The 26,506-nt window shown below is 62.2% G+C and carries 23 protein-coding genes; 10 read left to right on the plus strand and 13 right to left on the minus strand.

Features of this window, described 5'->3' with window-relative positions; all coding sequences use genetic code 11:
- Nucleotides 1-3: 3 nt before the first annotated feature.
- A complete protein-coding gene (locus IPM06_14600; GenBank protein MBK8771651.1) occupies nucleotides 4-1,386 on the minus strand; it encodes a cation diffusion facilitator family transporter in 1,383 nt (460 codons plus the stop codon).
- A 146-nt stretch (nucleotides 1,387-1,532) separates the two neighbouring features.
- On the opposite strand from IPM06_14600, the gene IPM06_14605 reads away from it, so the two are divergent.
- Nucleotides 1,533-1,811: a hypothetical protein gene (locus tag IPM06_14605; protein ID MBK8771652.1), complete on the plus strand. Its 279-nt coding sequence runs from the start codon at nucleotides 1,533-1,535 to the stop codon at nucleotides 1,809-1,811.
- A gap of 21 nt (nucleotides 1,812-1,832) precedes the next feature.
- On the opposite strand, the gene IPM06_14610 is transcribed toward IPM06_14605, so the two are convergent.
- Genes IPM06_14610 through gltB form a run of 3 tightly spaced genes read right to left on the minus strand, consistent with a single transcriptional unit; the run spans nucleotide 1,833 to nucleotide 8,847 of the window.
- Nucleotides 1,833-2,744, minus strand: coding sequence for a DMT family transporter (locus IPM06_14610; protein ID MBK8771653.1), 912 nt, complete (start codon nucleotides 2,742-2,744; stop codon nucleotides 1,833-1,835).
- Nucleotides 2,745-2,749: 5 nt separating this feature from the next.
- The gene (locus IPM06_14615) at nucleotides 2,750-4,168 is read right to left on the minus strand and encodes a glutamate synthase subunit beta (protein MBK8771654.1); all 1,419 of its coding nucleotides are present in this window, start codon (nucleotides 4,166-4,168) and stop codon (nucleotides 2,750-2,752) included.
- 2 nt (nucleotides 4,169-4,170) lie between these two features.
- Entirely contained in the window at nucleotides 4,171-8,847 is a 4,677-nt protein-coding gene (gene gltB / locus IPM06_14620; GenBank protein MBK8771655.1) for a glutamate synthase large subunit, read from the minus strand.
- A 195-nt stretch (nucleotides 8,848-9,042) separates the two neighbouring features.
- On the opposite strand from gltB, the gene IPM06_14625 reads away from it, so the two are divergent.
- Nucleotides 9,043-9,240: a hypothetical protein gene (locus IPM06_14625; protein ID MBK8771656.1), complete on the plus strand. Its 198-nt coding sequence runs from the start codon at nucleotides 9,043-9,045 to the stop codon at nucleotides 9,238-9,240.
- A gap of 70 nt (nucleotides 9,241-9,310) precedes the next feature.
- Here IPM06_14625 and IPM06_14630 read toward each other — a convergent pair whose 3' ends face one another.
- A complete protein-coding gene (locus IPM06_14630; GenBank protein MBK8771657.1) occupies nucleotides 9,311-9,622 on the minus strand; it encodes a hypothetical protein in 312 nt (103 codons plus the stop codon).
- 162 nt (nucleotides 9,623-9,784) lie between these two features.
- On the opposite strand from IPM06_14630, the gene IPM06_14635 reads away from it, so the two are divergent.
- Both IPM06_14635 and IPM06_14640 read left to right on the plus strand, forming a co-directional pair.
- Nucleotides 9,785-10,669: an MBL fold metallo-hydrolase gene (locus IPM06_14635; GenBank protein MBK8771658.1), complete on the plus strand. Its 885-nt coding sequence runs from the start codon at nucleotides 9,785-9,787 to the stop codon at nucleotides 10,667-10,669.
- A 65-nt stretch (nucleotides 10,670-10,734) separates the two neighbouring features.
- The gene (locus IPM06_14640) at nucleotides 10,735-11,634 is read left to right on the plus strand and encodes a DMT family transporter (protein ID MBK8771659.1); all 900 of its coding nucleotides are present in this window, start codon (nucleotides 10,735-10,737) and stop codon (nucleotides 11,632-11,634) included.
- A gap of 20 nt (nucleotides 11,635-11,654) precedes the next feature.
- On the opposite strand, the gene IPM06_14645 is transcribed toward IPM06_14640, so the two are convergent.
- Both IPM06_14645 and IPM06_14650 read right to left on the minus strand, forming a co-directional pair.
- Nucleotides 11,655-12,068 (minus strand): CHRD domain-containing protein, encoded by a 414-nt coding sequence (locus IPM06_14645; GenBank protein MBK8771660.1) that lies wholly within the window; start codon nucleotides 12,066-12,068, stop codon nucleotides 11,655-11,657.
- A gap of 29 nt (nucleotides 12,069-12,097) precedes the next feature.
- Complete coding sequence (locus IPM06_14650; protein ID MBK8771661.1) at nucleotides 12,098-13,435, minus strand: sorbosone dehydrogenase family protein; 1,338 nt, start codon at nucleotides 13,433-13,435, stop codon at nucleotides 12,098-12,100.
- 132 nt (nucleotides 13,436-13,567) lie between these two features.
- Here IPM06_14650 and IPM06_14655 point away from each other — a divergent pair, with 132 nt between their 5' ends.
- A complete protein-coding gene (locus IPM06_14655; protein ID MBK8771662.1) occupies nucleotides 13,568-14,611 on the plus strand; it encodes a low specificity L-threonine aldolase in 1,044 nt (347 codons plus the stop codon).
- A 46-nt stretch (nucleotides 14,612-14,657) separates the two neighbouring features.
- Here IPM06_14655 and IPM06_14660 read toward each other — a convergent pair whose 3' ends face one another.
- The 5 genes from IPM06_14660 to IPM06_14680 are packed head-to-tail and all read right to left on the minus strand — an operon-like array spanning nucleotide 14,658 to nucleotide 20,438.
- A complete protein-coding gene (locus IPM06_14660) occupies nucleotides 14,658-15,686 on the minus strand; it encodes a proline racemase family protein (protein ID MBK8771663.1) in 1,029 nt (342 codons plus the stop codon).
- A gap of 29 nt (nucleotides 15,687-15,715) precedes the next feature.
- A complete protein-coding gene (locus IPM06_14665; GenBank protein ID MBK8771664.1) occupies nucleotides 15,716-16,873 on the minus strand; it encodes an iron-containing alcohol dehydrogenase in 1,158 nt (385 codons plus the stop codon).
- Nucleotides 16,870-18,261 carry an aldehyde dehydrogenase family protein gene (locus tag IPM06_14670; GenBank protein MBK8771665.1) on the minus strand — a complete coding sequence of 464 codons (1,392 nt, stop codon included), beginning with the start codon at nucleotides 18,259-18,261 and terminating at the stop codon, nucleotides 16,870-16,872. The genes IPM06_14665 and IPM06_14670 overlap by 4 nt, the downstream gene beginning before the upstream one ends.
- Nucleotides 18,262-18,263: 2 nt before the next feature.
- Nucleotides 18,264-19,640: a glutamine synthetase gene (locus IPM06_14675; GenBank protein ID MBK8771666.1), complete on the minus strand. Its 1,377-nt coding sequence runs from the start codon at nucleotides 19,638-19,640 to the stop codon at nucleotides 18,264-18,266.
- A gap of 24 nt (nucleotides 19,641-19,664) precedes the next feature.
- Entirely contained in the window at nucleotides 19,665-20,438 is a 774-nt protein-coding gene (locus IPM06_14680) for an N-formylglutamate amidohydrolase (protein ID MBK8771667.1), read from the minus strand.
- 69 nt (nucleotides 20,439-20,507) lie between these two features.
- On the opposite strand from IPM06_14680, the gene IPM06_14685 reads away from it, so the two are divergent.
- Nucleotides 20,508-21,374, plus strand: coding sequence for a MurR/RpiR family transcriptional regulator (locus IPM06_14685; protein MBK8771668.1), 867 nt, complete (start codon nucleotides 20,508-20,510; stop codon nucleotides 21,372-21,374).
- The gene (gene betA / locus IPM06_14690; protein ID MBK8771669.1) at nucleotides 21,374-23,029 is read left to right on the plus strand and encodes a choline dehydrogenase; all 1,656 of its coding nucleotides are present in this window, start codon (nucleotides 21,374-21,376) and stop codon (nucleotides 23,027-23,029) included. Before IPM06_14685 ends, betA begins: the two co-directional genes overlap by 1 nt.
- 60 nt (nucleotides 23,030-23,089) lie before the next feature.
- On the opposite strand, the gene IPM06_14695 is transcribed toward betA, so the two are convergent.
- Nucleotides 23,090-23,377 carry a hypothetical protein gene (locus IPM06_14695; protein ID MBK8771670.1) on the minus strand — a complete coding sequence of 96 codons (288 nt, stop codon included), beginning with the start codon at nucleotides 23,375-23,377 and terminating at the stop codon, nucleotides 23,090-23,092.
- A 181-nt stretch (nucleotides 23,378-23,558) separates the two neighbouring features.
- On the opposite strand from IPM06_14695, the gene hslV reads away from it, so the two are divergent.
- From hslV to hslU, 3 genes are read left to right on the plus strand one after another with little or no spacing between them, the layout of a single operon-like run.
- Nucleotides 23,559-24,110: an ATP-dependent protease subunit HslV gene (gene hslV, locus IPM06_14700; GenBank protein MBK8771671.1), complete on the plus strand. Its 552-nt coding sequence runs from the start codon at nucleotides 23,559-23,561 to the stop codon at nucleotides 24,108-24,110.
- Nucleotides 24,111-24,121: 11 nt separating this feature from the next.
- Complete coding sequence (locus tag IPM06_14705) at nucleotides 24,122-25,165, plus strand: hypothetical protein (GenBank protein ID MBK8771672.1); 1,044 nt, start codon at nucleotides 24,122-24,124, stop codon at nucleotides 25,163-25,165.
- Between the two features lie 14 nt (nucleotides 25,166-25,179).
- Nucleotides 25,180-26,484 carry an ATP-dependent protease ATPase subunit HslU gene (gene hslU / locus IPM06_14710; GenBank protein ID MBK8771673.1) on the plus strand — a complete coding sequence of 435 codons (1,305 nt, stop codon included), beginning with the start codon at nucleotides 25,180-25,182 and terminating at the stop codon, nucleotides 26,482-26,484.
- The last annotated feature ends 22 nt before the right edge of the window (nucleotides 26,485-26,506 follow it).

The following is a 26,506-nucleotide window of genomic DNA, read 5'->3' on the forward strand; positions in this document are numbered from 1 at the left end:
GCTTCAAAGCTTGTGGCGTTCGATGCCGACGGGCTCGGCATGGGCCACGACCCGCGCCACGTTCTTGATCGCCTCGCCGAGCTTGATCTCAATCCGGTCCACCACATCGTGCACGGCCTGCACGCTCGTCTCTGGTGCGAAGCGGCAGTGATAATGCACGAACAATCCCTCTTCCGTTTGCCGGATGCGGATGTTGTGCAGGTCACTCAAGCGCTTTTCCTTTTTTGCAAGCCGCGCCAGTTCCGCGCGGATTGTGGTGGAAAGGCGGGCTGAGGGTTCACGGCCGTGCAGAAGCGCCGGCGGGCTGGGTTCGATGTGGCTCTCCACCTCCACGTCGCCGCCGAGGCCATCACGGATCGCTGTTTCCAGTGCCGTTGCCTGCTCATGGGCGGTGAGGAGCGGCGTCTCGCCATCCACTTCCAGGTCAAAGCTCACGGCGAGCCGCCCGTCCGTCACCTGAACGGTGACGTGATGAATGGCAGAATCGTGCGCCCTCGCGATGTGCATGATCTTGTCGTGGGCCGACTCATCATCAATCTCCACCGGATGTGTCGAGATGTTCACGTCCGCCGACGGATGGGCCCGGCGGATGGCACGCACCACCTCCTGCTTTATGTCGACGATGCGCGAGACATGGAGCGTGCGGGCCACATCGACCGTCAACTCCACGAACAGTGTCGGCCCTGCCGGACGGCAGCGGATGCGCGACACCGAGAGGACGCCATTCACGGCCGTGGCAATCTCGGTGAGGTTGACCGAAAGCCCCGCGGGGGCCGCATCGAGCAGGGTGGCGAGTGTCCGCTTGCCAAGGCCGAACGCGGCATGCGCCACGAACACGGCCACAACGAGGGCCGCCGCCGGGTCTGCCCAGGCAAAGCCCGCCAGGCTCAGCAGCAGGCCGGTGAGTACCGCGCAGGAACTCCACAGGTCGGCGCGGAAATGCAGCGCATCGGCTGCGAGGGCTTCGCTCTGCGTTCTGTCGGCTGTCGCCTGAAGGGCTCGCGAACGGTTGAAATCAATGACGATGGAGGCGGCGACAACCGCCAGGACCCACCAGCTGATCTCGACTTCGCCGGTGCCACTCGTGAGCCGGTGCAGCGCCTCGTAGACAATCCAGCCCGTTACTCCGAACAGCATCCCCGTTTCGATGAGGGCCGCCACGCTCTCCATCTTGGCGTGGCCGAAGGGATGATCATCATCCGCCGGACGTTCCGCATAGCGAATCGCAAACAAGGTCACGCCCGTCGCGGCGAAGTCGAGCAGGCTGTGGAACGCCTCGGATAGAAGGCCGAGTGACCCAGAGAACAGGGCAGCAACAAACTTGGCCACCGTCAGCGTGAAACTGGCCACCAGCGACCAGGTTGCAACCCGGGACTTCTCGCTCATTGCATCCGACCGGGAGACATTTCCGCCCGGGCCTTCACTATTCATCAAAATAATCCCGTTCACTCGCCTGAATACAACTCAGGATATGTTTGAAATACATAAAACACGTATATGGTGAATCATGTTTTGTTCACGGAGCGCCCGGAATGACCCACACGATCGTCCACAATAGCCGCCCAACCGTCACCGCTTTCCAGTCCCTCGCACCCATACCCCATGATCCCCGCCAGACCGCCCAATATATCGCGGATATGGTGCTGGAGTTGCGCAACATGTCCAAATCAGAGGGATTCGGCACGCTGCAGGGGCTTCTTGAGCTGGCCTATTACGAAGCCTTTACGGTGGCACACAAGGTCGAAATGCCGCCGGGCGAACAGGAATACCTGGAGAGCCTGGCGCAGGATGTGAAACGGGAGACGAAATAGACGAGGAATGAGCCCGGGCCCTCAATCCGCCATGTCGTCTGCCTTGGTCCGATTGGCCACGTGGCGTTCACGGAAGAAGATGTAAAGCCCGGCAGACACGATGAAGGCCGCGCCGATCCACGTTGCCGTGTCGGGCAGCTGGCCCCAGATCAGGAACCCGAACACCGTGGCCCAAACCAGCGAACTGTAGGAGAACGGAGCCACCACGCTGGCCGGGGCATAGCGGAAGGCGCGGATCAGGAAGAAGTGGCCGAGAGCGCCAGCAAATCCGCTGCCGATCATGAGTGTCCAGCCGAGAAGATCCGGCGTCGTCCAGTTCGTTGGCAGCAGCACGCTGGTGACGAGGGCCCCACCCGCCGCCGTATAGAGAAGACTCGTCAGCGGATCATCGAAGCGTACCTGCCGCGTGGCGATCTGGTACGAAGCATTGGTGAAGGCCGCCCCAAGCAGGAAAAGCACACCCGTCGAGAACGACGAGTCGAGTGATCCCCACGGCTGCACCACGATCACAGCGCCGATGAACCCGAGCCCGATGCCCACCCAACGGCGCAAGCCCACCGTTTCCCCCAGCACCGCAATCGACAGCATTGTCACCAGAATGGGGGTGAGAAACATGATGGTGGTTGCCGTAGCCAGCGGCAGATGGCTGATCCCCGCGTTGAACAGGCCCGTTGTGGTCATCAGCAAGACCGAGCGCGTCACCTGCACACCTGGCACGGTGCTGCGCGCAAGGGCCGGCAACTGCCTGCCGCAGAGCAGCACCGCGAACACAGTGGCGAAGAAGAAGCGCGCCCAAGTCACCTGCACCAGCGAGTAGTGCTCCATCGAATACTTCATGATGGTGTCGAGCGAGATGAAGCACACCATCGTCGCCAGCATGTAGGCGATTCCGATGACGCGGTTCTCGCTCGCGTCTCCAACGGGCTGGTTCATGGCGTTCAGCGCGGAAGCGTGGTGGAGCCCATCAGGAACTCGTCAACCGAACGTGCCGCCTGCCGCCCCTCGCGGATGGCCCAGACCACCAGCGACTGGCCACGGCGCGTATCACCGGCGGCAAAGAGCTTGTCGACGGACGTTTTGTAGTCCTTCACATTGGCCTCCACGTTGCCGCGGGGGTCCAGCTTCACGCCAAGGCTCTTCAGCATGCCTTCATGCACGGGATGTACGAAACCCATGGCGAGCAGCACCAGATCAGCCTTCAGCTCAAACTCCGTGCCGGGCATGGGTTTCATGTCGGCCCCGGCGCGGGCGCACTGGAGTGCCTTCACCTTGCCATCCTCGCCGCGGAAGGCAGTGGTGAGCACGGAGAAATCACGCTCCGCACCTTCCTGATGCGAGGAGGAGGTGCGCAGCTTCATCGGCCAGTTCGGCCATGTCAGGTCCTTGTTCTCCTTCTCCGGCGGCTTCGGCATGATCTCGATCTGCGTCACCGAAAGCGCCCCCTGGCGGATGGACGTGCCGATGCAATCCGATCCCGTATCACCGCCGCCAATCACCACCACATGCTTGCCGTTGGCAAGGATTGGTTTGTTGTCGAGCGGCGTTTCCTGGCCCACGCGGCGGTTCTGCTGGGGCAGGAATTCCATGGCATAGTGCACGCCATCAAGGTCGCGCCCCGGCACGGGGAGATCGCGTGACTTTTCCGACCCCGCGCAAATCAGCACCGCATCGAAGGAGTCGATCAGCTGCCGCGCATCCTGCGTGACGCCGATGTGGGCGCCGTAGTGGAACGTGACACCTTCCGCTTCCATCTGCGCGATGCGGCGGTCGATCAGGTGCTTCTCCATCTTGAAATCAGGAATGCCGTAACGAAGCAGGCCACCCGCCTTGGCGTTCTTCTCGAACAGGTGGACGCTGTGGCCGGCCCGCGCCAGCTGTTGCGCCGCTGCGAGACCGGAAGGTCCGCCGCCTACGACCGCCACCTTGTGGCCCGTCTTTTCAGCGGCCACCAGCGGCTTGAGCCAACCCTTTTCCCATGCCTTGTCCACGATCGCGCATTCAATCGTCTTGATGGTGACGGGCGTGTCCTCGATGTTCAGCGTGCAGGACGCTTCGCACGGGGCAGGGCAGACGCGGCCCGTGAACTCCGGGAAGTTGTTGGTGCTGTGAAGGTTGCGCGAGGCTTCTTCCCACATGTCGTTGTAGACGAGGTCATTCCAGTCCGGGATCTGGTTGTTCACCGGACAGCCGTTGTGACAGTAGGGAATGCCGCAGTTCATGCAGCGCGCCGCCTGGCTGCGCGTCCCTTCGTCACCCAGCGGGATCACGAATTCATTGTAGTTGCGCACCCGGTCAGCGGCAGGCGCATACTTGCGGTCCTGGCGGTCGATCTCAAGAAAGCCCGTGATCTTGCCCATGATTATGCGCTCCTCTTCACGCCGACCGTCAGGCCGTCACTTGTTTCCTGTGCCTTTTCCAGTTCCGCCAATGCGCGGGCATATTCCACCGGCATGACCTTCACGAAACGCGGCAGGTAGGTTGCCCAGTTGTCGAGAATGGCCTTCGCCTTGCCCGAACCCGTGTAGCGATGATGACGAACCAGCAGTTCGTGGATGCGCGCCGCATCGTGGCGATCCATCTTCGAGGTGATATCCACGAGCCCATGGGATTGCATGTCGCCGCCCGAATGCTGGTGCTTTTCGAGCAGTTCTTCCTCTTCCGGCACAGGTTGCAGGTCGACCATGGAGAGGTTGCAGCGCTTCTCGAAAGTTTTGTCCTCATCCAGCACATAGGCCACGCCGCCGGACATGCCGGCCGCGAAGTTGCGGCCCGTGGGTCCGATCACCAGAACGCAGCCGCCGGTCATGTATTCGCAACCGTGGTCGCCCGTGCCTTCCACGACAGCAACCGCACCCGAATTGCGCACGGCGAAACGTTCGCCGGCCACGCCGCGGAAATAGGCCTCGCCGTTGATGGCGCCGTAAAGCACGGTGTTGCCCACGATGATCGACTCTTCCGGTTTGAAGCCCGTCTTTGCCTGCGGCTTGATGATGATCTTGCCGCCCGAAAGGCCCTTGCCGACATAGTCGTTGCCTTCACCGGTCACGTCCAGCGTCACGCCATGGGCAGCCCAGGCGCCAAAGCTCTGGCCGGTCACGCCGTTCAGCTTCACCGTGATCGTGTCCTCGGGAAGGCCCGCATGGCCAAATCGCGAAGCCACTTCGCCGGAGAGCATGGCGCCCGCCGTGCGGTTGTTGTTCTTGATGCGCGCCTCGATCACCACGGGTTTGCGGTTTTCGAGCGCGGGAGCAGCCTTGGCGATCAGTTCCCGGTCCAGTACGGCTTCAAGGCCATGGTCCTGGTCCTGGATGCGGCGCGTGGCGATGGGGCCTGTCACATCCGCCTTGGCAAACAGCTTGGTGAAGTCCAGCCCCTTGGCCTTCCAGTGCGAGATGGCCTTGCGGGTGTCCAGCCATTCGGTCTTGCCCACCAGGTCTTCGAACTTGCGGATGCCCATGGCAGCCATCAAGTCGCGGAGTTCACCCGCGACGAAGAAGAAGAAGTTGATGACATGCTCGGGCTGGCCCTTGAAGCGCTTGCGCAGTTCGGGGTCTTGCGTGGCCACACCAACGGGGCAGGTGTTGAGGTGACACTTGCGCATCATGATGCAACCCGCGGCGATCAGCGGCGCCGTTGCGAAGCCGATTTCATCGGCACCCAGCAGTGCGGCAATCAGCACGTCGCGCCCGGTGCGGATGCCACCGTCTGCCTGCACCCAGATGCGGCCGCGCAGGTCATTGGCGACGAGCGTCTGCTGCGTTTCCGCCAGTCCGATCTCCCACGGAGAGCCTGCGTGCTTGATGGAGGTGAGCGGCGAAGCACCCGTGCCGCCTTCATAACCCGAGATGGTCACATGATCGGCATGGGCCTTGGAGACGCCAGCGGCAACCGTGCCGACGCCAACTTCCGAGACGAGCTTCACGGAAACCTGTCCGCGCGGGTTGACGTTCTTCAGATCATAGATCAGCTGTGCCAAGTCTTCGATCGAATAGATGTCGTGGTGCGGTGGCGGCGAGATGAGGCCCACCCCCGGCGTGGAATGGCGCACCTTGGCGATGACGGCATCTACCTTGTGCCCCGGCAGCTGACCGCCTTCGCCTGGCTTCGCACCCTGCGCCATCTTGATCTGCATCATGTCGGAGTTGACGAGATATTCCGCCGTGACGCCAAAGCGGCCAGAGGCCACCTGCTTGATGGCGGAGCGCATGGAGTCGCCGTTCGGCAGCGGCACGAAACGGTCTGCCTCTTCACCACCTTCGCCTGTGTTGGACTTGCCGCCGATGCGGTTCATGGCAATGGCGAGCGTCGTATGCGCCTCGCGGCTGATCGAGCCGAACGACATCGCACCCGTGGCGAAACGCCTGACGATATCCTTGACGGGTTCAACCTCTTCGAGCGGAACGGGCGTGTTCCCCATTTCCTCAGCTGACTTCAGGCGGAACAGGCCGCGCAGCGTGCGCAGCTTTTCGTTCTGCTCGTTGATCAGTTTTGCATATTCGCGATACTTGTCGAGCGAGTTGCCGCGCACCGCATGCTGGAGCGAGGAGACGGTTTCGCTCGTCCACACATGTGCCTCGCCGCGAATGCGCTGGGCATAGTCGCCACCCACGTCGAGTTGCGTCGTCAACACCGGATTGAGGCCGAAAGCATCTACATGGCGCCGGAAGGCTTCTTCCGCGACTTCATGCAGGCCAATGCCTTCCACCGTGGTGGCGGTGCCAGTGAAATAGCGCTTCACGAACTCGGACGAGAGGCCGACAGCGTCAAAGATCTGCGCGCCGCAGTAGGATTGATAGGTCGAGATGCCCATCTTGGACATGACCTTGAGGATGCCCTTGTCCACGGCCTTGATGAAGCGCTTCACCGCTTCATAGGCCGAGACCTTTTCGTCCAGCGTCGGCAGCAGGCCTTCCAGGGTCTCGAAGGCGAGATAGGGGTTGATCGCTTCCGCGCCGTAACCTGCAAGCGCGCAGAACTGATGCACCTCGCGCGGCTCGCCGGATTCCACAACGAGACCGACGAGTGTTCGCAGGCCCTTGCGGATCAGGTGATGGTGCGTGGCCGACGTCGCCAGCAGTGACGGGATTGGCACACGTTCGGCGGAGACAGAACGGTCCGACAGGATGATGATATTGTAACCATCACGCACCGCGCGTTCGGCCTGTGCCGTCACGGAGTCGAGCGCGGCTTCCATGTAGCGCGCGCCGTTTGCAACGTCGTAGGTGATGTCGATCGTCACCGTACGGAAAGGGTTCTCGCGCACTTCACCGATGTTGCGGATGCGCTCCAGTTCCTCGTTGGTGAGGATGGGCTGCGACACTTCAAGGCGCATGTGCTTCGACGTGCCCTTGAGGTCGAGCAGGTTGGGGCGGGGGCCGATGAAGGACACCAGTGACATGACCAGTTCCTCGCGGATCGGGTCGATGGGCGGGTTCGTCACCTGCGCGAAATTCTGTTTGAAATACGTGTCCAGCAGCTTCGGGCGGTCCGAAAGGGCCGAGGGCGGGGAGTCATTGCCCATGGAGCCGATGGCTTCCTGTCCGGTCGAGGCCATGGGCGCCATCAGGATTTTCAGGTCTTCCTGCGTGTAGCCAAACGCCTGCTGGCGGTCGAGAAGCGGCACGGCAATCTTCGGGCGCGCGGTCTTGGCCTTGGGCAGGTCGCGCAGAACCACCTGCGTGCGCTTCAGCCAATCCTTGTAGGGATGCTGGGTCGAAAGCTCCTTCTTCAGATCCTCGTCGGAAATGATCGCCTTCTTGTCGAGGTCGATGAGCAGCATCTTGCCCGGCTGCAGGCGCCACTTGCGGGTGATGCGCTCCTCGGCGAATTCAAGGCAGCCCATTTCCGATGCGAGCATGACAAAACCGTCGTCGGTCACGAGATAGCGTGACGGGCGAAGGCCGTTGCGGTCCAGCGTGGCGCCGATCACCTTGCCGTCGGTGAACACCATGGCGGCGGGGCCGTCCCACGGCTCCATCATTGCGGCGTGGTGCTCGTAGAAAGCGCGGCGGTCCTCGTCCATGAGCGGATTGCCCGCCCAGGCCTCGGGGATCAGCATCATCATGGCATGGGGCAGGGAATATCCACCCATGTAGAGCAGCTCGAGGGCGTTGTCGAAGCAGGCCGTGTCGGACTGGCCCTCATAGGAGATGGGCCAGAGCTTGGAGAGGTCTTCGCCCAGCACTTCCGACTTCATGTTTGCCTGGCGCGCCGCCATCCAGTTGAAGTTGCCGCGCACGGTGTTGATTTCGCCGTTGTGGCAGATGAAGCGATAGGGATGCGCCAGCGGCCAGCTCGGGAAGGTGTTGGTGGAGAAGCGCTGGTGCACCAGTGCAAAGGCCGACGTCACCCGCGGGTCCTTGAGATCGAGATAGTAGTTCGGCACTTCGGCGCCGAGCACCAGTCCCTTGTAGACGATGGTGCGGCACGAGACCGACACCGGATAATAGGCGCGCGCCTTCTTGCCCAGCACCTCGACGATGCGGTTGGACACGACCTTGCGGCAGACGAACAGCTTGCGCTCGAAATGCGCCTCATCGCGGATCGTGGGGCCGCGGCCGATGAACACCTGGCGGTGCATGGGCTCGGTATCAATGACAGAATACCCCAGCACCGACCGGTCCACCGCAACATCGCGCCAGCCCAGGACCTTCAGGCCTTCCTCGCGCGCCGTTTCCCACCAGATGCGCTCGATGTCCTGGCGGTAGACCGGATCGCGCGGCATGAACAGGAAGCCCACGCCGTATTGTCCGGCGGCCGGAAGGTCGAAACCGATTCGCCCTGCTTCGGCGGCAAAGAACTCATGGGGGATCTGGATCAGGATGCCCGCGCCGTCGCCAGCCTTGGGGTCGGCACCAACTGCGCCACGATGTTCCAGGTTCTTGAGGATGCGAAGCCCATCCTCAACCGTCTTGTGGCTCTTGATGTTGTGGATATTTGCGAGAAGACCGATGCCGCAGGCGTCGTGTTCGTTGCGCGGGTCGTAAAGCCCGTGGGCTTCCGGCAGACCTTCCGGGTGGAAGTGTTGGATGGTCATGATCGGCGCTCCTCAAGTAATCCGCCTCGCGGCGTCAGAAAGGACAGTATCTCTGTCCTTAAATTTCAGAGGTTGACGATACACGCAAGTTAAAATTCAAACCAGCCGGGAAAACGAAACATTATTGCGCCCGACTATCGGAGCCTACGGAGGCGGGGGGGGGGTTGGCTAGACCGTCAGGACCGCGTTTGCCTCGTGACCAGCAAGACCCCGAACAGCTTCAACGATGCTGATGTGTCGGGGACCAAGTGGTTGCCCCGCAAGGCTGCTGAAGCCCAGGCCAGCAAGGACCCCAGCACGCTCCGCGTGTTTGACTACAGCAAGGATCCGCTGGTGACCGGCGGCACCTATGCCTCGGCCGAAGACCTCTGCAACAAGCACTTCACCAATTAGCCACAAGTGATTGGCGTTGTGCTTCAGTCTCCCCGCGCCATGGTGCGGGGAGATTTCTTCATGTCAGTCCTCAGCCCCGGACGATGGAATAGCCGGCCTGTACCCAGCCCATGATGCCGCCTGCGAGGATACGGGGTTCCACTCCACCGATGGCATCCAGCGCGCTTGCGTTCATGCGGGTACGCGCTCCGCTGGCGCAGTAGAAGATCACCGGCTTGCCGTTCGACTCAACCGGCACCGGCGTGAGGCGGGAGAGGGGAAGGTTGCGGTCGTTCGCAATGTGCCCGGAACCACGCTCGCCGGGTTCCCGTACATCGACAAGCACCGCTCCCTGGTCGATCAGCGCCTTGGCCTCCTGCGGGGTGATGCTGGCGATCTTCATGGACTTTTTCTCCGGGAGAAGGGATTTGAGAATATTGCGGAAGGGGTTCATGATCACAATCTGGGAAAGGCCGAGGGGTGTCCGGCCACTGCATATTAGGTGTTTCTAATATGCGCTCTGATGAATATATGTCAACCCTTGCTACGGAGTTGATCGATGACGATGGCCGCCAAACCTCATATTCACGCGTGGTTCGATGCCCCCACCAATACCGTCACCTATCTAGTGGCGGACCCCGAAACGAAACGGGCCGCCGTGATCGATCCTGTGTTCGACTACGACCACAAGTCCGGCAAGGCCGACGTCACCTCGGTTGAGGCCGTGCTGACCAAGGCAGGGGAGGAGGGGTACGCAATCGACTGGGTTCTCGAAACCCATGTCCATGCCGACCACCTGTCAGGCGCGCCCTACATCAAGCTGAAGACCGGCGCGAAAGTGGCCATCGGAGAGAACATCCGGGAGGTGCAGCAGATCTTCCGGCCCATCTTCAACGCCATGGATGTCTCGGGCTCCGGGGCCGAGTTCGATCGCTTGGTGAAGGAGGGCGACACAATCGCAATCGGCAACCTCGCCTGCGAAGTCATAGCAACGCCCGGCCACACGCCCGCCTGCGTGTCTTTCCGGATCGGCAACGCAGTTTTCGTCGGCGATACGATGTTCATGCCCGACTATGGAACGGCGCGGGCAGATTTCCCCGGAGGTGATGCCCGCACGCTTTACCGTTCCATCCGCCGACTGCTGGCGCTCCCGCGCGAGACACGCCTTTTCATGTGCCACGACTACCTGCCCAAGGAAGGCCGCACGTCCTTCGCCTGGGAGACGACGGTGGGAGAGGAACTGGACCGCAACATCCATGTGAATGGCACGGTAAGCGAGGATGATTTCGTGGCCATGCGCACCGCCCGCGACAAGACGCTCTCTGCGCCGGCCCTGCTGCTGCCCTCCATCCAGATCAACATGCGGGCCGGAAAGCTGCCCCCCGCCGATAGCAACGGCATCCATTACATCAAGGTACCCGTGAGCCTGCCGCAGGGTGTTCCCGCGTAGCCTGCATTTGTGCCGCCAGGCAAAGCTCTCTATGAGTCGTCCGGATTTTTCATTCCGGCGGACCCATGACTCATTCTTCAAACGTGCGTGGCATCATTTACATGGTGCTGGCCGGCCTCAGCTTCGTGAGCTGCGACAGCTTCCTGAAATTGATGCTGGCCGATGTACCGCCGCTCCAATCGCTCGTCCTGCGCGGCGTGTCCGCCACGGTTTGGTGCTTTGCCCTGCTGGTGGTCATGCGCCAACTGAAGGACCTGCCGAAGCTGTTGGAATTCTGGACCTTCATGCGAACACTGGCGGAAGTGGTCGCCGTGTCGGCCTTCATTCTCGGCCTCGCCAAGGTGCCGCTGGCGGATATCACCGCCATCTATCAGGTGGCACCGCTCTTCGTGCTGGCGGGCGCCAGCCTGATGTGGGGTGAACACGTGGGGCCCGTCCGCTGGGTCTTGATCGGGCTCGGCCTCGCAGGCGCGCTTCTGGTGGCTCAACCCGGCAGCGCCAGCGCGTCGCCCTACGCCTTGCTGGGCTTTGTGACCGCTGTGGCCGCGGCCTTGCGCGATCTCCTCTCGCGCAAGGCACCCGCAGACATTCCGGGATTTGTTGTTGCCTTTGGCGTCATCATCGCCGTGATGGTGGCGTCCTTTGTCAACAACCAGCTGTTTGAGGGCTGGGCCCCGGTGCCCGCCCGAACCTGGGCCTATTCCATCGGGTCTGGCTTCTTCGTCATGCTCGGCCACTACTTCGTCTTCTCATCCTTCCGCCACGCCACGGCCCGGGCCGTTGCACCGTTCTACTACTGCTCGACATTGGCGGCTGCGGTCTATGGCGCGGTCTTCTTCGGCGAATGGCTCAACACGCTGGCGGTGGCCGGCATGGTGCTCATCATCGCCTGCGGACTTGGCGTGCTCGCCTTCGAACGCAAGAACTCTCCGATCCGTGGACCGGAGAGTTTCGAAGGGTTGTGAGGCGCCGCTGAGAGGGAACCTCACTTCATCAGCTGGCCGCGGATTTCACCGTCCGGATATTTCATCGTGTGGATGTTGAGATAGGTGCGGCCCGCCTGCAGGTCGGCCAGCTGCGCGTCAGTGATGTCCCCCGATCCTTTTGCAATATTGGCGCTGATGTCGATCATCGGCGGTGCGTTTTCACCGGCAGCGGCCGGCCCGTGAATGTGGGCAGCCGTGGCGTCACCCGTGAGATCCTTCGAGGTCACTTCCCAACTCACCTTCTTGGTATCGGTATCAACGGTGACGGTGGCCATGCCGCTGCCCTTGCTGTCGGTTGCTGGCGGTACTTCGGAAGCGGCGGTCAGATCGGCCTTGAAGGTGAGCATCTCGGCCTGAGCAAAGCTGGCACCTGCCACCATGAGGGTGGCGACGGTCAGAGCAAACAGTTTCATCGGAGTATCTCCTGTTGGGGTTCGGTTGATCAGGGTTTGGAATAGGTGATGCGCCAGATGGTGCCGTTGCCATCCTCGCTCACCAGCAGTGCACCGTCCTTTGCGACGGCAACACCCACGGGCCGGCCCCAGACCTTGTCGTCAGCCAGCACGAAGCCTGTCATGAAGTCCACATAATCGCCGGTGGGCTTGCCATCCTTGAAGGGCAGGCGAACCACCTTGTAGCCCGTCCGGCTGCCCCGGTTCCACGAGCCGTGCAGGGTGACAAACGCATCACCGCGAACTTCCGCCGGGAAGTTCTTGCCGGTGTAGAAGGCAATGCCGAGCGGCGCGGAATGCGCCTGCATCAGCACGTCCGGCACCGTGACCTTGTCCGCGAGATCGGGGCGCTTGCTGGGGGGACGGTCGTCCTCATGCTTGCCGATGTAATACCAAGGCCAGCCATAGAACGCGCCGCTCTTCACCCGCGTCGCATATTCCAGCGGCGTATCGGGACCAAGGCCATCACGCTCATTCACCACGCACCACGGCTCACCCGTGTTGGGCTGAATGGTGAGGCCTGCACAGTTGCGCAAGCCGGTGGCGAAAGTCTTCTTATCCTTGCCCATCGGATCGAAGGTGAGCACCTGCGCGCGGTCGGCTTCGGTATCCCACGTCGCCCCAAGTCCGTTCTTCTTTTCCCAGCCCTTGATACCGCCTTCTTCGAAAGGTTGCGGCGCCATGTCGAGTGCCACGTTGGAACCCGACCCGACGCTCAGGTAGAAGCGCTTGCCGTCCGGAGAGAACTGGATGTCGCGCGTCCAGTGATGCGCCGCCGGAATGTAGTCGACGATCACCTCCGGCTTTGCCGCCGTCTCCATGTCACCATCGGCATAGGGGAAGCGCACCACGCTGTTGCTGTTGGCGATATAGACATGCGTAGGCTTGGCCCCCGGCGGATAGAACGCAATGCCGTAAGGCTGGTGCAGATCTTTCACAAATACGGATGCTTTCTCCACCTTGCCGGACTTGCCCAAGCGATAGACCCGGACCTGGTTGGCCTTGCTGTCGGCCACGAACAGGTCCCCGTTCGGCGCCACCCGCAGCGCCCGCGGGTTCTCGACCTTGTCGGCGATCATTTCGGCGGAATAACCCGGTGGCAATTTGGGCTTTGCGCCATCCGGCATTGGAACCGGCTGTGCGAAGGCGGACTCCTCCGGATTGGGGGCAGCCTCCGGCATGTCCTTGGCGGTGATCTTGCGGGTGACGCCCGGAGCGTCATCCTTCCAGCTTCCGAATGCGGCCTTTCCGGTCTTGACCGTCTCGACCGCGAGGGCCGGTGCGGCCAGGGTGAGGGCAAACAACAGCGTTGCAGTACGCAGGCCCATGGCATCTCTCCGCTTGTTCAGGGAAACAATCGAGTCTCAACGCGGGCGAGTGGCGAACGTTCCACTTTGCGGTTTTCCTGCAGACCCGATGCAGTTATGAGGTGGCTCATCTGGAAAGGGAAAAAGCCACTCATGAATTTCGCCTCCGACAACGTCTACGGCGTCGATCCGCGCATAATGCAAGCCATGGTGGAGGCAAACAGCCGTTTGACCGATGTGTCGTACTGCCACGACGACGGCGCGAAGGAAGTCGACGCACGCCTTTCACGAATCTTTGATCGCGAGGTTCGGGCGTTTCTGGTGGTGAACGGGACGGGCGCCAACTCGCTCGCACTCTCCGCCATGTGCCCCACCTACGGCGGCGTCTTCTGCCACGAGATGAGCCATATCAACACGGACGAATGCAATTGCCCGGAATTGTTCATGGGGGGTGGCAAACTGATCACCATGCCGGGGGCAGGTGCCAAGCTCGCGCCTGCCGCATTTGCTGAGAAGCTCTCGCAATTCGGGCATGGCGAGCACGGCGCCAAGCCCTGTGCGCTTTCGATCACAAACACCACCGAACTCGGTACCGTATATACGCCTGCGGAGATCGCAGCCCTGTCCGCCGTTGCTGCCCCGCGCGGCATGAAGGTGCACATGGACGGCGCACGCTTTGCCAACGCGCTCGTCTCACTGGGATGCACACCCGCCGAGATGACGTGGAAGGCCGGCGTTGACGTGCTCTCGTTTGGCGGCACCAAGAACGGCGGCATGATCCTGGAGGCCGTGGTGTTTTTCGACACGGCACTCGCCGAGGATTTCCTCTACCGCCGCAAGCGCACGGGGCAACTCATCTCCAAGGGACGCTTCCTCTCCGCCCAGATGCTCGCCTATCTGCAGGACGACGTCTGGCTGGCCAACGCCCGCCGGGCCAACGGGTTGGCGCATACACTGGCCAAGGGCATGCAGGAATCGAACCGCGTCAGGCTTACCAATCCCGTCGAGGCCAACGAAGTCTTCGCTGTGATGCCGAAGCCGATGTTCGACACGCTCCAGGCCAGGGGCGCCCGCTTCTATGACTGGCCGTGGGACGGCCTGGCGCCGGACGAAATCCACTGCCGCTTCGTCACATCCTTCGCCACGCCAGAAGCCCACGTCACGGAGTTCCTCGCGATGATGCGGGCGTGCGCGTAATACGTTCCCATTCCCGTCTTGGCCGCTGAGTTGGATTTCTCCGCCATCACCCATTCGGCCAGGTGTCGCTGACCTTGTAACCGTCCGGGTACGGATCATCCGGATCGAGCAGCAGTGTCGTCTGCCCGCTGATCCAGGCGCGGCCCGTGATCTGGGGGATGATGGCCTTGTGGTTGCCCACCGTGGTCTCACCCGAGATCGTGCCGATGAATTGCGAGTCGATCACGCTCCGGCCGATGTAGGTATCACCCACCTTCATCAGGCCCTTGGCATGCAGTACCGCCATGAGGGCCGAGCAGCCCGTACCCGTGGGTGAACGGTCCAGCTTGCCGGGATTGACCACACAGGAATTGCGTGACGTCAGCACGCCGTCTTTCCGTTCCAGCGGTTCACGCATGAAGCAGAAGGCATAATGCTTCCAGTCCGGCAGGTCCGGGTGGTGGAAGGGCAGTTGCTCGTTGGCGGCCTTCACCAGCTTCCGGCCCAGCGCGGCAATGACGTGGGCGTTCTGCGGCGTGATCGAGAGGCCGAAGTCCGCCACGTCGGCCATCACGAAGCTGTCGCCGCCGAAGGCCGTATCCACCTTCACCTTGCCCACGCCTTCAACCTCCAGCGTCGCCTCCAGGTGCGGCGCGAAGGAGGGCACGTTGGTGAGCGTGATGCTCTCGGCCTTGCCGTTGCGGCACGAGGCGGACACTTCGATCAGTCCGGCAGGCGCTTCCAGTGTGAGGTGCGTCAACGGCTCCAGCATGGGAATGATGCCTGCATCCAGCAGCACGGTCGCCACGCAGATGCAGTTCGATCCCGACATGGGCGGCGTGTCTTCCGGCTCCATGATGATGAAGCCCATCTGCGCCTTGGGATTTTTGGGCGGCACCAGCATGTTCACATGACGGAACACGCCGCCGCGCGGCTCGTTCAGCACGAAAGCCCGGAGCTTTCCGTCATTGGCAATGTAACGGGACTGCTCCCACACCGTATTACCGGGAGGAGGGGCCACGCCCCCCACGATCACATCACCGACCTCGCCTTCGGCATGGCAATTGATGATGTGGATGGATTTCGTGGAGCGCATGTCATTCCCCCGTCAGGCCGTGCAGAGGGTCAGAGATCCCCCACGACGCATTTCTTTGCCAGCGCCTTATACTGCTTCACGGAGAAATCAACCGGGTTGCCGCCGTGGGACGGGTCGCGGCGGGCCATTTCCGCCACCGTGTCCAGCTGCTTCGTGTCGATGCCGATATCCGCCAGCGTGTGGGGAATGCCGCATTCCTTGCGGAGTGCCAGCACCCACTTCATGAAACCGTTGAAACCGCCCTTGATGCCCAGATAGGCCGCGGCGCGTTCGATCTTCGCCTCCACCTTCTTGCGGTTGGCTTTCAGCACATACGGCATGATTATGCCATTCAGCGTGCCGTGATGGGCATTGTAGAGGCCGCCGAACGGGTGGGACAGCGAATGGATCGCCCCCAGGCCCTTCTGGAAAGCCGTGGCGCCCATCGACGACGCCACCAGCATGTTGCCGCGCGCATCCAGGTCCTTGCCCTTCTTCACGGCCTTGGCGAGGTTCTCCTTCACGAGCCGCATGCCTTCGATGGCAATGCCTTCCGCTGCCGGATGATAGAACGGCGAACACAGGGCTTCGAGACAATGGGCGAAAGCATCGAAACCCGTCGCGGCCGTCAGCTTCGCCGGAAGCCCGACCGTCAGTTCCGGGTCGAGTACGGCAAATCTTGGCATCACGCCCGGGTGGAAGATGATCTTCTTCTCGTGTGTCTTGGTGTTGGTGATGACGGCGGCGCGGCCCACTTCGGAACCGGTGCCCGCCGTTGTCGGAATGCAGATGTTGGGCGCGATCGTGCTGGCATCGGCGCGCGTCCACCAGTCATCCACGTCTTCCAGGTCGAAGATCGAGACTTTCTGCGAATGCATCAGCGCGATCATCTTGCCCGTGTCGAGTGCCGAGCCCCCGCCAAAGCAGATCACGCCGTCATGGCCGCCGTCGCGATAGACCTTGCAGCCGTCGAGCACGTTGGCTTCCGTCGGGTTCGGAACCACGTCGGAAAACATGGCGCGGCCCAGGCCCGACTTCTCGAGGTTGGCGAGGATGTCCTTCACCATGTCCGTGCCGGCAAGGCCCCTGTCGGTCACGAACAGCGGCTTCTTCATGCCGGCTTCGGTGCAGAACTGCGGAAGGTCCTTCACCCGGCCATTGCCGAAGCGCATCGGATTGGGAAAGTTGAAATTGCGATTGGGGATCATGTCTTCGTCCTCAGGTGGAAGCTCTTGGGTCGGGTGAGCATGTCATAGCCCACGGTGGAAAGGGTGGCGCCGCGGCCCGTGTCCTTGACGCCGGTCCAGGCCAGCGCGGGATCGAGATAATCGCAGCGGTTCATGAAAACGGTGCCGGTTTCAATCCGCGCACCGATGGATTTGGCAGCGGAGACGTCCTCCGTCCACAGCGCGGCGGTGAGGCCGTAGGGACTGTCGTTCATCAGCGTCACGGCCTCATCGTCCGATGACACCTTCATGATGCCGACGACAGGGCCGAAGCTTTCATCCCGCATCACGCTCATCTGGTGATTGACGCCCGTGAGCACTTGCGGCGCCATGTAGGGCGTGCCCTTCTTGTCCTTGGGGAAGAGGGCGGGATCGATATGAGCCTTTGCGCCCGCGCGCACCGCACCTGCCACCTGCTTGCGGACGAAGGCCGCGGCATCGGCCTTGATCATGGGACCAAGCGTCGTGGACTCTTCCAGCGGATTGCCGAGGACGTATGTCTTAGTGAGATCGATGAAACCGTCGATGAACGGCTTCCACAAATCCTTGTGCACGTAGATGCGCTCGATGCCGCAGCAACTCTGCCCGGAATTGAAGAAGGAACCATCCACCAGGTTTTCAACCGCATGGGCGAGATTGGCATCGGCCCGCACATAGGCCGGGTCCTTTCCGCCAAGTTCCAGGCCGACATGCAGAAAACGCCCAGCCGCAGCCCGTTCGATCACCCGGCCACCTTCCACGGACCCGGTGAAGCAGACCATGTTCACCAGTCCGGAAGAGAGGATTTGCCCCGTCTGCTCATGGTTCAGCACGAGATGCTGGAACACGCCCTTCGGCAGTCCCGCTTTCTCGAAGGCCTTCTGGAAACGCTCCGCCACCAGAAGCGTATGGCTGGCGTGTTTCAGCACCACGCTGTTCCCGGCCATCAGGGCCGGGATCACGGAGTTGACCGTGGTGAGATAGGGATAGTTCCACGGCGCAATGGTGAACACCACGCCGACGGGTTCGCGCGTCATGAAACGCTCGAATCCATCTTTGGGAGCAGGCGTAAGGTTGGCCAGGGCCTGCGGTGCGATGGCGATCATGTGCCGTGCGCGCTCCTCGAAACCGCGCAATTCGCCCGCGCCGTAGCGCACGGGCCGGCCCATGGACCACGCCAGTTCGGGGATGATCTCATCCTTCATCGCCAGCATGGCATCGACAGCCTTGCCGCAATAGGCGGCACGCTCCGCCACGGTCAGCGCTGCCCAGTCCTTCTGGGCGGCACGGGCAGCGGCAAAGGTTGCCGCCACCTGCTTCTTCGATGCCACGGTCCGCTTGGCGACGACGCTGCCGTCCACCGGTGAGACGGATGAAATGCTGTCGGCCATGGTCAGTAGTTCTCGAAGCCGCGGCGCACTTCCCAGTCGGTCACGCGCCGGTCGTATTCAAACTGCTCCCACTTGGCGGTGTGGACGTAATGGTCCACCACGTCATCGCCCAATGCCTTGCGCAACAGCTTCGAGCCGTCGAGCATCTCCGTCGCCTCGCGCAACGTTTTGGGGATTTCACGGAGCTTCTTGGACTTGTCGTAGGCGTCACCAGCGAAGGCCGGTTCCAGCTTCATCTTGTTCTCGATGCCATCAAGACCCGCCGCGAGCAGTGCGGCGAAGGCGAGGTAGGGGTTGAGGTCGGCACCGCCCACACGGCACTCTACGCGGATTGCCTTTGTGTCGACGCCGCAGATGCGATAGCCCGCCGTGCGGTTGTCGAAACTCCACACCGCGCGTGTGGGAGCGAAGGTGCCCGCCATGTAGCGCTTGTAGGAGTTGATGAAGGGCGCGAGGAAATAGGTGATCTCGCCCGCATGGGTGAGTTGCCCTGCGAGATACTGCTCCATCATCGCCGACATGCCGTGGTTGCCCGCCTTGTCATGAAACAGCGGTGTCTTGCCATCGGCCGTCCACAGCGATTGATGGACGTGGGAAGAACTGCCAGCCCAGCTGTAGTTCGGTTTCGCCATGAACGTCAGCGACTGGCCCATCACCTGCGCGATTTCCTTGCACGCATGTTTCAGGAACACATGCGTATCCGCCATGGGCAGGACAGCATCATACTTGACGTTGATCTCTTCCTGTCCGGCCCAGGCCTCGCCCTTGGAGTTCTCCACCGTCACGCCCGCGCCATAGAGGCCGTTGCGGATGGCCCGCATCAGGTTCTCGTCCTTGGTGGTCTGCAGGAGGTTGTAGTCCTCGTTGAGGTGGGACGGCGTCGACAGCGTACGGTAACCGCCGTTGTAGGCGTCCTTGAAACTCTGGTCGAAAACATAGAATTCCAGTTCGGACGCGAAATACGCCTTCATCTTCATGTCCGCGAGACGCGCCATCTGCTTCTTCAGGATGCTGCGCGGCGCATACGGCACCAGTTCATGCGTGTGATGATCGAGAAGGTCCGACAGCAACAGCGCCGTCTTCGGCAGCCACGGACACAGGCGGATCGTATCCAGGTCCGGCTTGATCACGTAGTCGCCGTAACCCTTTTCCCACGACGCCGATTTGTAGCCGGGCACCGGCTCCATATCCACGTCCACGGCGAGGAGATAGTTGCAGCCGTGCGTTTCCTCATAGGCGCCGTCGACGAAGTAGTTCGCCTCGAAACGCTTGCCCATCAGGCGGCCCTGCATGTCTGGGAAGCTGGCGATGACGGTGTCGATATTGCCCGCCTTCACCTCTTTTTTCAGCTGCTCGAAGCTCAGCTTTCCGTTGGCCATGATGTTTCCTCCATGTTGTCCTGTTTAATTCCGGACTTTCGGTTGCGCGAGTTTGACGGCGGCCTGCGCCAGCGGCACCACAAGATAGTTCGCCCAGGCGTTCTGCCCGGCGTGGTCGCTGATGAGGTCGTTGCGGATTTCGATCATGACGTGATGAAGCCCGCGGGGTGCCGCATGCAGGTTGAGAAGATGCAGCACGCCGTCCTTGGGGCCATAGGGCTCGTTGAGCCGCGCCTTGTCGGGCGGAAACACCTTGATGAGGAAATTGGCCAGCGCCGCATCGCGGTCAAAGAGGAAGCCCACGTCGAGGTCGCGGGTCTTGCCCTTGTAGACGGACGTGAAGGAATGGAGGGATACCACAAGCGTCTGGCGGCGCTCCACGGCGCGCTGGTCGAGCAGGCCTTCGAGCGTGGCGTGGAAGGGCCGCGCAATCTCGCGCGTGCGCGCCAGCCGGGCTGAAGGCGTGAGGTTGCGGTTACCGGGAATGTCGAAAACCTCGCTCACATCCGGGTAGGCACCATCGGACTCTGGCGGGCGGTTGCAATCATAGACAAGGCGTGAATAGCGCTGCAGCACCAGCGGCGCATCAAGGAGCCGCGACAGGATACGCGCTGTCCCCTCCGCCCCGATGTCCCAGGCGATGTGACGTTGCAGGTCGGCATCGGGCAGGCCAAGAGTCCCCAGGGAAAGCGGCATGCGGTTCGAGGCATGTTCGCAGACCAGCACATAGGGTGAGCTGCCGCCCGCATTGATGACCTCCGCCGGATGCGGTTCGCCGTCCTGGATAATCCTGATCATTCACCTTCCCGCTTTGTAACGATCATTTCAGATGGACTTTGGCTTGTCAAATTCGTTACAAACTCCGTCATGGCCCGGGCGAAATCATCAACCATTGCAGAGCAGCTGAACGGCGGCCGCCTTCGCCTCACGGCCGCAGACCGCAAGCTGTCCTCGGCCCTGATGGCAGATTACCCCGTGGCGGGCCTTGCCAGCATTTCGGATTTCGCCCGCGTGGCAGGGGTGAGCACGCCATCGGTATTGCGGTTTGCAAAGAAGCTTGGCTTCACCGGCTTTCCCGCCTTTCAGCAAGCGCTGCGGGGCGAGGTTTCGGCCCAGTTGCAGAACCCCATTGAGAAGCCGGAGCAGTGGTCTTCCAAAGCGCCGCGCGGCCACATCCTGAACACCTTGGCCAGTGCCGCCATGGAAAACCTCGGCAACAGCCTCCGCCACATTGATCACCACACTTTCGATGACGTCTGCCGCCTCATCAGCGACCGCCAGCGCACGGTTCACATTGTTGGTGGCCGCATCACCGGCCACCTGGCGGGATATCTCCACACCCACCTGCAGATGGCGCGGGCAGGGGTACGCCTGGTGCCCGGTCCCGCCAGCCACTGGCCCCAACACCTGCTCGACATGGGCGAGGAAGACGTTCTCGTGGTCTTTGATGTTCGCCGTTATGACGCGCGCGTGCAGGAGTTTGCCGCTTCCGCAAGACAGCGCGGGGCCAGGATCGTGCTCATTACAGACCAGTGGATGAGCCCCGTGTCGCGCCTCGCCTCACAAACGCTGGCGCTCCGGATGGATGTTCCGTCCGGTTGGGATTCAAACGTCGTGACCATGTTCGTGGCGGAGGCGATCGTTGCCGCCGTCGTGAACCAGAACTGGAAAGCGACGCGGGAGCGCATCCGTGAGATCGACTTGTATTTTGAAGGCGGGCGGCGCGGACGCTGATGGCTGAACAGTTTGACTATATCATCGTGGGATCGGGCTCGGCGGGCTCAGTGATGGCCTATCGCCTGTCGGAAGCCGGCCACAGCGTGCTTGTGCTGGAGTACGGCGGCACAGACCGCGGTCCGTTGATCCAGATGCCATCGGCGCTCTCGATCCCCATGAACATGAAACGCTATAACTGGGGCTTCGAGACGGAACCGGAGCCGCACCTCGACAACCGCAAGCTCGCAACGCCGCGCGGCAAGGTGGTAGGCGGTTCATCTTCCATCAACGGCATGGTCTATGTGCGCGGCCACGCCAAGGACTTCGATACCTGGGAGGAGATGGGCGCCAAGGGTTGGGCTTTCCGCAATGTGCAGCCTTATTTCAAGCGCATGGAGAACGCCCACGGCGGCGAGGATGGCTGGCGTGGCACCAGCGGCCCCATGCACATGAAGCGCGGCTCGCGTCTCAACCCGCTCTACCAGGCCTTCATCGATGCCGGGAAGCAAGCAGGTTATCCCGTGACCGAAGATTACAACGGCCACCAGCAGGAAGGCTTCGGCCCCATGGAAATGACCGTGCACAACGGCTTCCGCTGGTCCGCCGCAAATGCCTATCTGCGCCCCGCCCGCGCCACCAAGCGCGTCAAGCTCGTCACATACGCCTATGCCGAACGCATCATCCTCGAAGGCCGCAAGGCCGTTGGAGTTTCCTACCGCCGGGGCGAAACCTTGCATGAGGCCCGCGCCAACCGCGAAGTGGTGATTGCGGCCTCCAGCATCAATTCCCCGAAGCTGCTGCAGCACTCAGGCATCGGGCCCGCCCAGGTGCTCAAGGACGCCGGCATTCGTGTGGTGCACAATCTGCCTGGCGTCGGCGAGAACCTGCACGATCATCTGGAAGTCTATTTCCAGGTGAAGTGCAAGCAACCCATCACGCTCAACGGCAAGCTCAACGTCTTGTCGAAGGGCATGATTGGCGCGGAATGGTTGATGTTCCAATCGGGCCTCGGGTCCACCAACCATTTCGAATCCTGCGGCTTCATCCGCTCACGCGCCGGTATCGAATACCCCGACATCCAGTACCACTTCCTGCCTGCCGCCATGCGCTATGATGGCCGCGCCGCGTTTTCGGGCCACGGCTTCCAGGTGCATGTCGGCCCCATGCGCACCAAGTCCCGCGGCTTCATCCGCGTGCGCAGCGCTGACTCGCGCGAAAACCCGCGCATCCTCTTCAACTACATGTCCCACCCGGATGACTGGACCGAATTCCGGGCCTGCGTGCGCCTCACCCGCGAGGTCATGCAGCAGAAGGCCCTGGAGCCATTTCGCGCCGAGGAAATCCAGCCGGGTCCGAAGGTCGAGACCGACGACGAGATCGACGCCTTCATCCGCCAGCACTGCGAGAGCGCCTACCATCCCACGGGCACCTGCAAGATGGGTTCCGCCGACGACCCGATGGCGGTTGTGGATCCAACCTGCCGCGTCATCGGCATCGACAACTTGCGTGTGGCGGATTCCTCCATCATGCCGCAAGTGACCAACGGAAACCTGAATGGCCCGACACTGATGATCGGGGAGAAGGCCTCCGATCACATCCTTGGCCGCGAGCCTCTGCCGCCATCCAACCTCGAGCCCTGGATCAATCCGCGCTGGCAGACCAGTCAGCGTTAGCCCAAAAAGAAATGGCGGAACCGTTTCCGGTCCCGCCATACCCCCAGTTCTGTCGGAACGTTAGCCGTTGCACTCCGCGTGCTCGGCTGTGTCGTGGGCGCTGTCGCATCCCGAATTCGTCGAGGAACCCGAATCGTCGTCGCTGTCATCATCGCTGCCCGAGGCACCGCCATGATCATCGTTCGCATCATGACCCGCGCCATCGTCGGAGCCGTTGCGGGCAAGCTGCACGTCGTGGGCCGGTCCCGCGGTGAAGGCAGCGGGGTGGGGATCGATCAGTGCAGATGCAGCGGCAACGCCGCTCCACAGGGCGAAGAGGGCGGCAGAGGCGAGAAGGATCTTTTTCATGGTGTGTCTCCGGTTGGTTCCAGTTTTCCGTGCCGTCGAACCAACATGTGCCTGAGACAGCCTGACGCAGGACTGGCAGATGGCGTCAGCGATCTGTCAGCGAAGCGAAGCCGGCACCGGTGCCCCGGTTTGCTATTTTTCCGGCCCGCTCCTACATGATCTGCGCAAAAGGACGTTTGAAATGGCAGAGATTCCGGTTTGGCACGGCACCACCATCCTCACGGTGCGGAAGGGTGGGCACGTCGTGATTGCGGGCGACGGGCAGGTGAGTCTCGGACAGACCATCATCAAGGGCAACGCCCGCAAAGTGCGCCCCCTCGGAACGGGGCAGGTGATCGCCGGATTCGCGGGCGCCACCGCTGATGCCATGACGCTGTTCGAACGACTCGAAGGCAAGCTGGAACAGTTTCCGAGCCAACTGACCCGCGCCTGCGTGGAGATGGCCAAGGACTGGCGCACCGATCGCTACCTCCGCCGTCTCGAAGCCATGATGATCGTCGCCGACTCCAAGGTCTCCCTGGTGCTCACCGGCACTGGCGATGTGCTGGAACCGGAGAACGGCGTGACTGCCATCGGTTCGGGGGGCAACTATGCGCTGGCCGCCGCCCGCGCCCTCATGGACACCGACATGGACGCCGAAGCCATTGCCCGCAAGGCCATGAAGATCGCGGCCGAGATTTGCGTTTACACCAACAGCAACCTGACCGTTGAAAAGCTCGAAGCCACCAAATGATAGCCCCAAAGATGTCCGGAGACGATCTCGCCCGCGCCGTTGCGGCGGGCGTCATTGATCAGGCAGCCGCCGACCGCCTGCAAGACTTTCTCGCCGCTGGAGCACCGGAGGCGGGCGACAGCGAAGATGAACACCTCCGCCTGGTCTCAGGCTTCGGCGACATCTTCGTCGCCATCGGACTTGTGCTGTTCCTCGGCGCCTTGGCTTTCCTCACCCTGAGCGACACGCTGCTTTTGCCGTCACTGGCCGTTGCCGTTGCGGCCTGGGGTCTTGCCGAACTCTTCACCCGCATGCGCCGTCAGGCGCTACCCAGCATCCTGCTGCTGATTGCCTTCGCTGGTGCCGTTTTCGTCGGCACGGTGAAGCTGCTGGATGGGACCGGTTCCGTCGCCGTCTCCAGTGGCTTCGGCGATGCCATGACCATGGCAGGCGGAGGGCTTGTCACCTCCCTTGCCGTTGCGCTCCACTGGTGGCGTTTCCGGGTGCCGGTGACAGTCGCCGCTGGCTGTGCTGCCGCGACCGCACTTGTGGTCGGCCTCGTTTCGAGCATCTTTCCCGACATCGTCACAGGCCTTGCCGGGTTGATCTTCCTCCCCATCGGCCTCGTGGTCTTCGCCCTCGCCATGCACTTCGATACCTCCGACCGCTACCGCCGCAGCCGCAACACCGACATCGCCTTCTGGCTCCATGCGCTTGCGGCGCCCATGATCGTTCATCCCGTGATGCAGAACATCATGCAAGGCGATACGGCGGGTCCCGTGGCGGCCGTGTTGACGTTTGCGGTCTTCGCGCTTCTCAGTCTCGTTGCCCTCACCGTGGACCGCCGCGCCCTGCTGGTGTCCTCGCTCATCTACCTGGGCTACGCCATCTACTCCATGCTGCGCTCCGGCGATGCCGTGCCCTCGACATCGGTCGTCGTGCTGCTGGTCGGTGCCGTGGTCCTTGGCCTGTCGCTCGCCTGGAGGCCGCTGCGGGCGGCGCTGCTCAAGGCGCTCCCCGCCGGGATTGCAGCGCGCGTGCCTCCACCCCATCTCTCCAATGCCAAATCCGGCTGAACCGAAGTCCTCACATGACCAATTTCTCACCCCGCGAAATCGTTTCTGAACTCGACCGCTACATCATCGGCCAGCACGAGGCGAAGCGCGCTGTTGCCATTGCTCTCCGCAACCGCTGGCGCCGGCAGCAACTCTCCGGGCAGATGCGCGAGGAGGTGAGCCCCAAGAACATCCTGATGATCGGCCCCACGGGCGTGGGCAAGACCGAGATCGCCCGCCGCCTTGCGCGCCTTGCCAATGCGCCCTTCATCAAGGTCGAAGCGACGAAATTCACCGAGGTGGGTTACGTGGGCCGTGACGTGGACCAGATGATCCGCGATCTCCTCGAAGCCGGCATCGGCATGGTCAAGGCTGCCCGCCGCAAGGACGTGGAGGCCCAGGCCCACATCAATGCAGAAACGCGCGTGCTTGATGCGTTGGTCGGCGTCAATGCCAGCGAGTCCACCCGCGAGTCTTTCCGCAAGAAACTCCGTGCCGACCAGTTGAACGACAAGGAGATCGACATCCAGGTGGCGGATACGGGTGGCGTCCCGAGCTTCGATATTCCCGGCATGCCCGGTGGCTCCGCTTCAGTCATCAACCTGGGCGACATCATGGGCAAGGCCTTTGGCCAGCGGACGAGGACGCGGCGCATGAGCGTGTCGGATGCCCACGACGTGCTTCTTGCCGAGGAAAGCGACAAGCTGCTGGACCAGGAAAAGATCATCGCCGAGGCGATCGATGTGGTGGAGAACAACGGCATCGTGTTTCTCGATGAGGTGGACAAGATCTGCGCCCGCAGCGAACGGGGAGGGGCCGACGTCTCCCGCGAGGGCGTGCAGCGCGACCTGCTGCCGCTCATCGAGGGCACCACGGTCTCCACCAAGCATGGCCCGGTGAAGACGGATCACATCCTCTTCATCGCCTCGGGTGCCTTCCACATCGCCAAGCCCTCCGACCTCCTTCCCGAGCTGCAGGGCCGGCTTCCCATCCGGGTGGAGTTGAAGGCCCTCACGCAGGACGATTTTCGCCGCATCCTCACCGAACCGGAGGCCTCGCTCATCAAGCAGTACACGGCACTTCTCCTCACCGAAGGCGTGACGCTCGACGTGACCGAAGACGGCGTGGCTGCACTCGCCAGCATCGCAGCCGACATCAACGCATCGGTGGAAAATATCGGCGCCCGGCGCCTGCAGACCGTGATGGAACGCGTGCTCGATGACATCAGCTTCACGGCGCCGGACCGCTCCGGCCAGACCATCGTGATTGATGCAGGCTTCGTGGAAAAGAACCTCGGCAACCTGGCCCGGAACGCCGACCTCTCGAAGTTCATCCTTTAACGCTGTTATCGCGCCAGCGATT

Source organism: Hyphomicrobiales bacterium (assembly GCA_016710435.1).
In the GTDB taxonomy this organism is placed as follows: Bacteria; Pseudomonadota; Alphaproteobacteria; order Rhizobiales; family Aestuariivirgaceae; genus Aestuariivirga.

Bases quoted from the DNA above. Each gene is read 5' to 3' on its own strand.
- IPM06_14635 (MBK8771658.1), top strand. From the start codon at position 9,785: ATGGCCGCCAAACCTCATATTCACGCGTGGTTCGATGCCCCCACCAAT.
- IPM06_14630 (MBK8771657.1), bottom strand. From the start codon at position 9,622: ATGAAGATCGCCAGCATCACCCCGCAGGAGGCCAAGGCGCTGATCGAC.
- hslV (MBK8771671.1), top strand. From the start codon at position 23,559: ATGGCAGAGATTCCGGTTTGGCACGGCACCACCATCCTCACGGTGCGG.
- IPM06_14685 (MBK8771668.1), top strand. From the start codon at position 20,508: ATGGCCCGGGCGAAATCATCAACCATTGCAGAGCAGCTGAACGGCGGC.
- IPM06_14680 (MBK8771667.1), bottom strand. From the start codon at position 20,438: ATGATCAGGATTATCCAGGACGGCGAACCGCATCCGGCGGAGGTCATC.
- IPM06_14610 (MBK8771653.1), bottom strand. From the start codon at position 2,744: ATGAACCAGCCCGTTGGAGACGCGAGCGAGAACCGCGTCATCGGAATC.
- IPM06_14600 (MBK8771651.1), bottom strand. From the start codon at position 1,386: ATGAGCGAGAAGTCCCGGGTTGCAACCTGGTCGCTGGTGGCCAGTTTC.
- IPM06_14670 (MBK8771665.1), bottom strand. From the start codon at position 18,261: ATGGCCGACAGCATTTCATCCGTCTCACCGGTGGACGGCAGCGTCGTC.
- IPM06_14665 (MBK8771664.1), bottom strand. From the start codon at position 16,873: ATGATCCCCAATCGCAATTTCAACTTTCCCAATCCGATGCGCTTCGGC.
- IPM06_14705 (MBK8771672.1), top strand. From the start codon at position 24,122: ATGTCCGGAGACGATCTCGCCCGCGCCGTTGCGGCGGGCGTCATTGAT.
- IPM06_14605 (MBK8771652.1), top strand. From the start codon at position 1,533: ATGACCCACACGATCGTCCACAATAGCCGCCCAACCGTCACCGCTTTC.
- betA (MBK8771669.1), top strand. From the start codon at position 21,374: ATGGCTGAACAGTTTGACTATATCATCGTGGGATCGGGCTCGGCGGGC.
- IPM06_14660 (MBK8771663.1), bottom strand. From the start codon at position 15,686: ATGCGCTCCACGAAATCCATCCACATCATCAATTGCCATGCCGAAGGC.
- IPM06_14655 (MBK8771662.1), top strand. From the start codon at position 13,568: ATGAATTTCGCCTCCGACAACGTCTACGGCGTCGATCCGCGCATAATG.
- IPM06_14640 (MBK8771659.1), top strand. From the start codon at position 10,735: ATGACTCATTCTTCAAACGTGCGTGGCATCATTTACATGGTGCTGGCC.
- IPM06_14675 (MBK8771666.1), bottom strand. From the start codon at position 19,640: ATGGCCAACGGAAAGCTGAGCTTCGAGCAGCTGAAAAAAGAGGTGAAG.
- hslU (MBK8771673.1), top strand. From the start codon at position 25,180: ATGACCAATTTCTCACCCCGCGAAATCGTTTCTGAACTCGACCGCTAC.
- IPM06_14650 (MBK8771661.1), bottom strand. From the start codon at position 13,435: ATGGGCCTGCGTACTGCAACGCTGTTGTTTGCCCTCACCCTGGCCGCA.
- gltB (MBK8771655.1), bottom strand. From the start codon at position 8,847: ATGACCATCCAACACTTCCACCCGGAAGGTCTGCCGGAAGCCCACGGG.
- IPM06_14645 (MBK8771660.1), bottom strand. From the start codon at position 12,068: ATGAAACTGTTTGCTCTGACCGTCGCCACCCTCATGGTGGCAGGTGCC.
- IPM06_14615 (MBK8771654.1), bottom strand. From the start codon at position 4,168: ATGGGCAAGATCACGGGCTTTCTTGAGATCGACCGCCAGGACCGCAAG.
- IPM06_14695 (MBK8771670.1), bottom strand. From the start codon at position 23,377: ATGAAAAAGATCCTTCTCGCCTCTGCCGCCCTCTTCGCCCTGTGGAGC.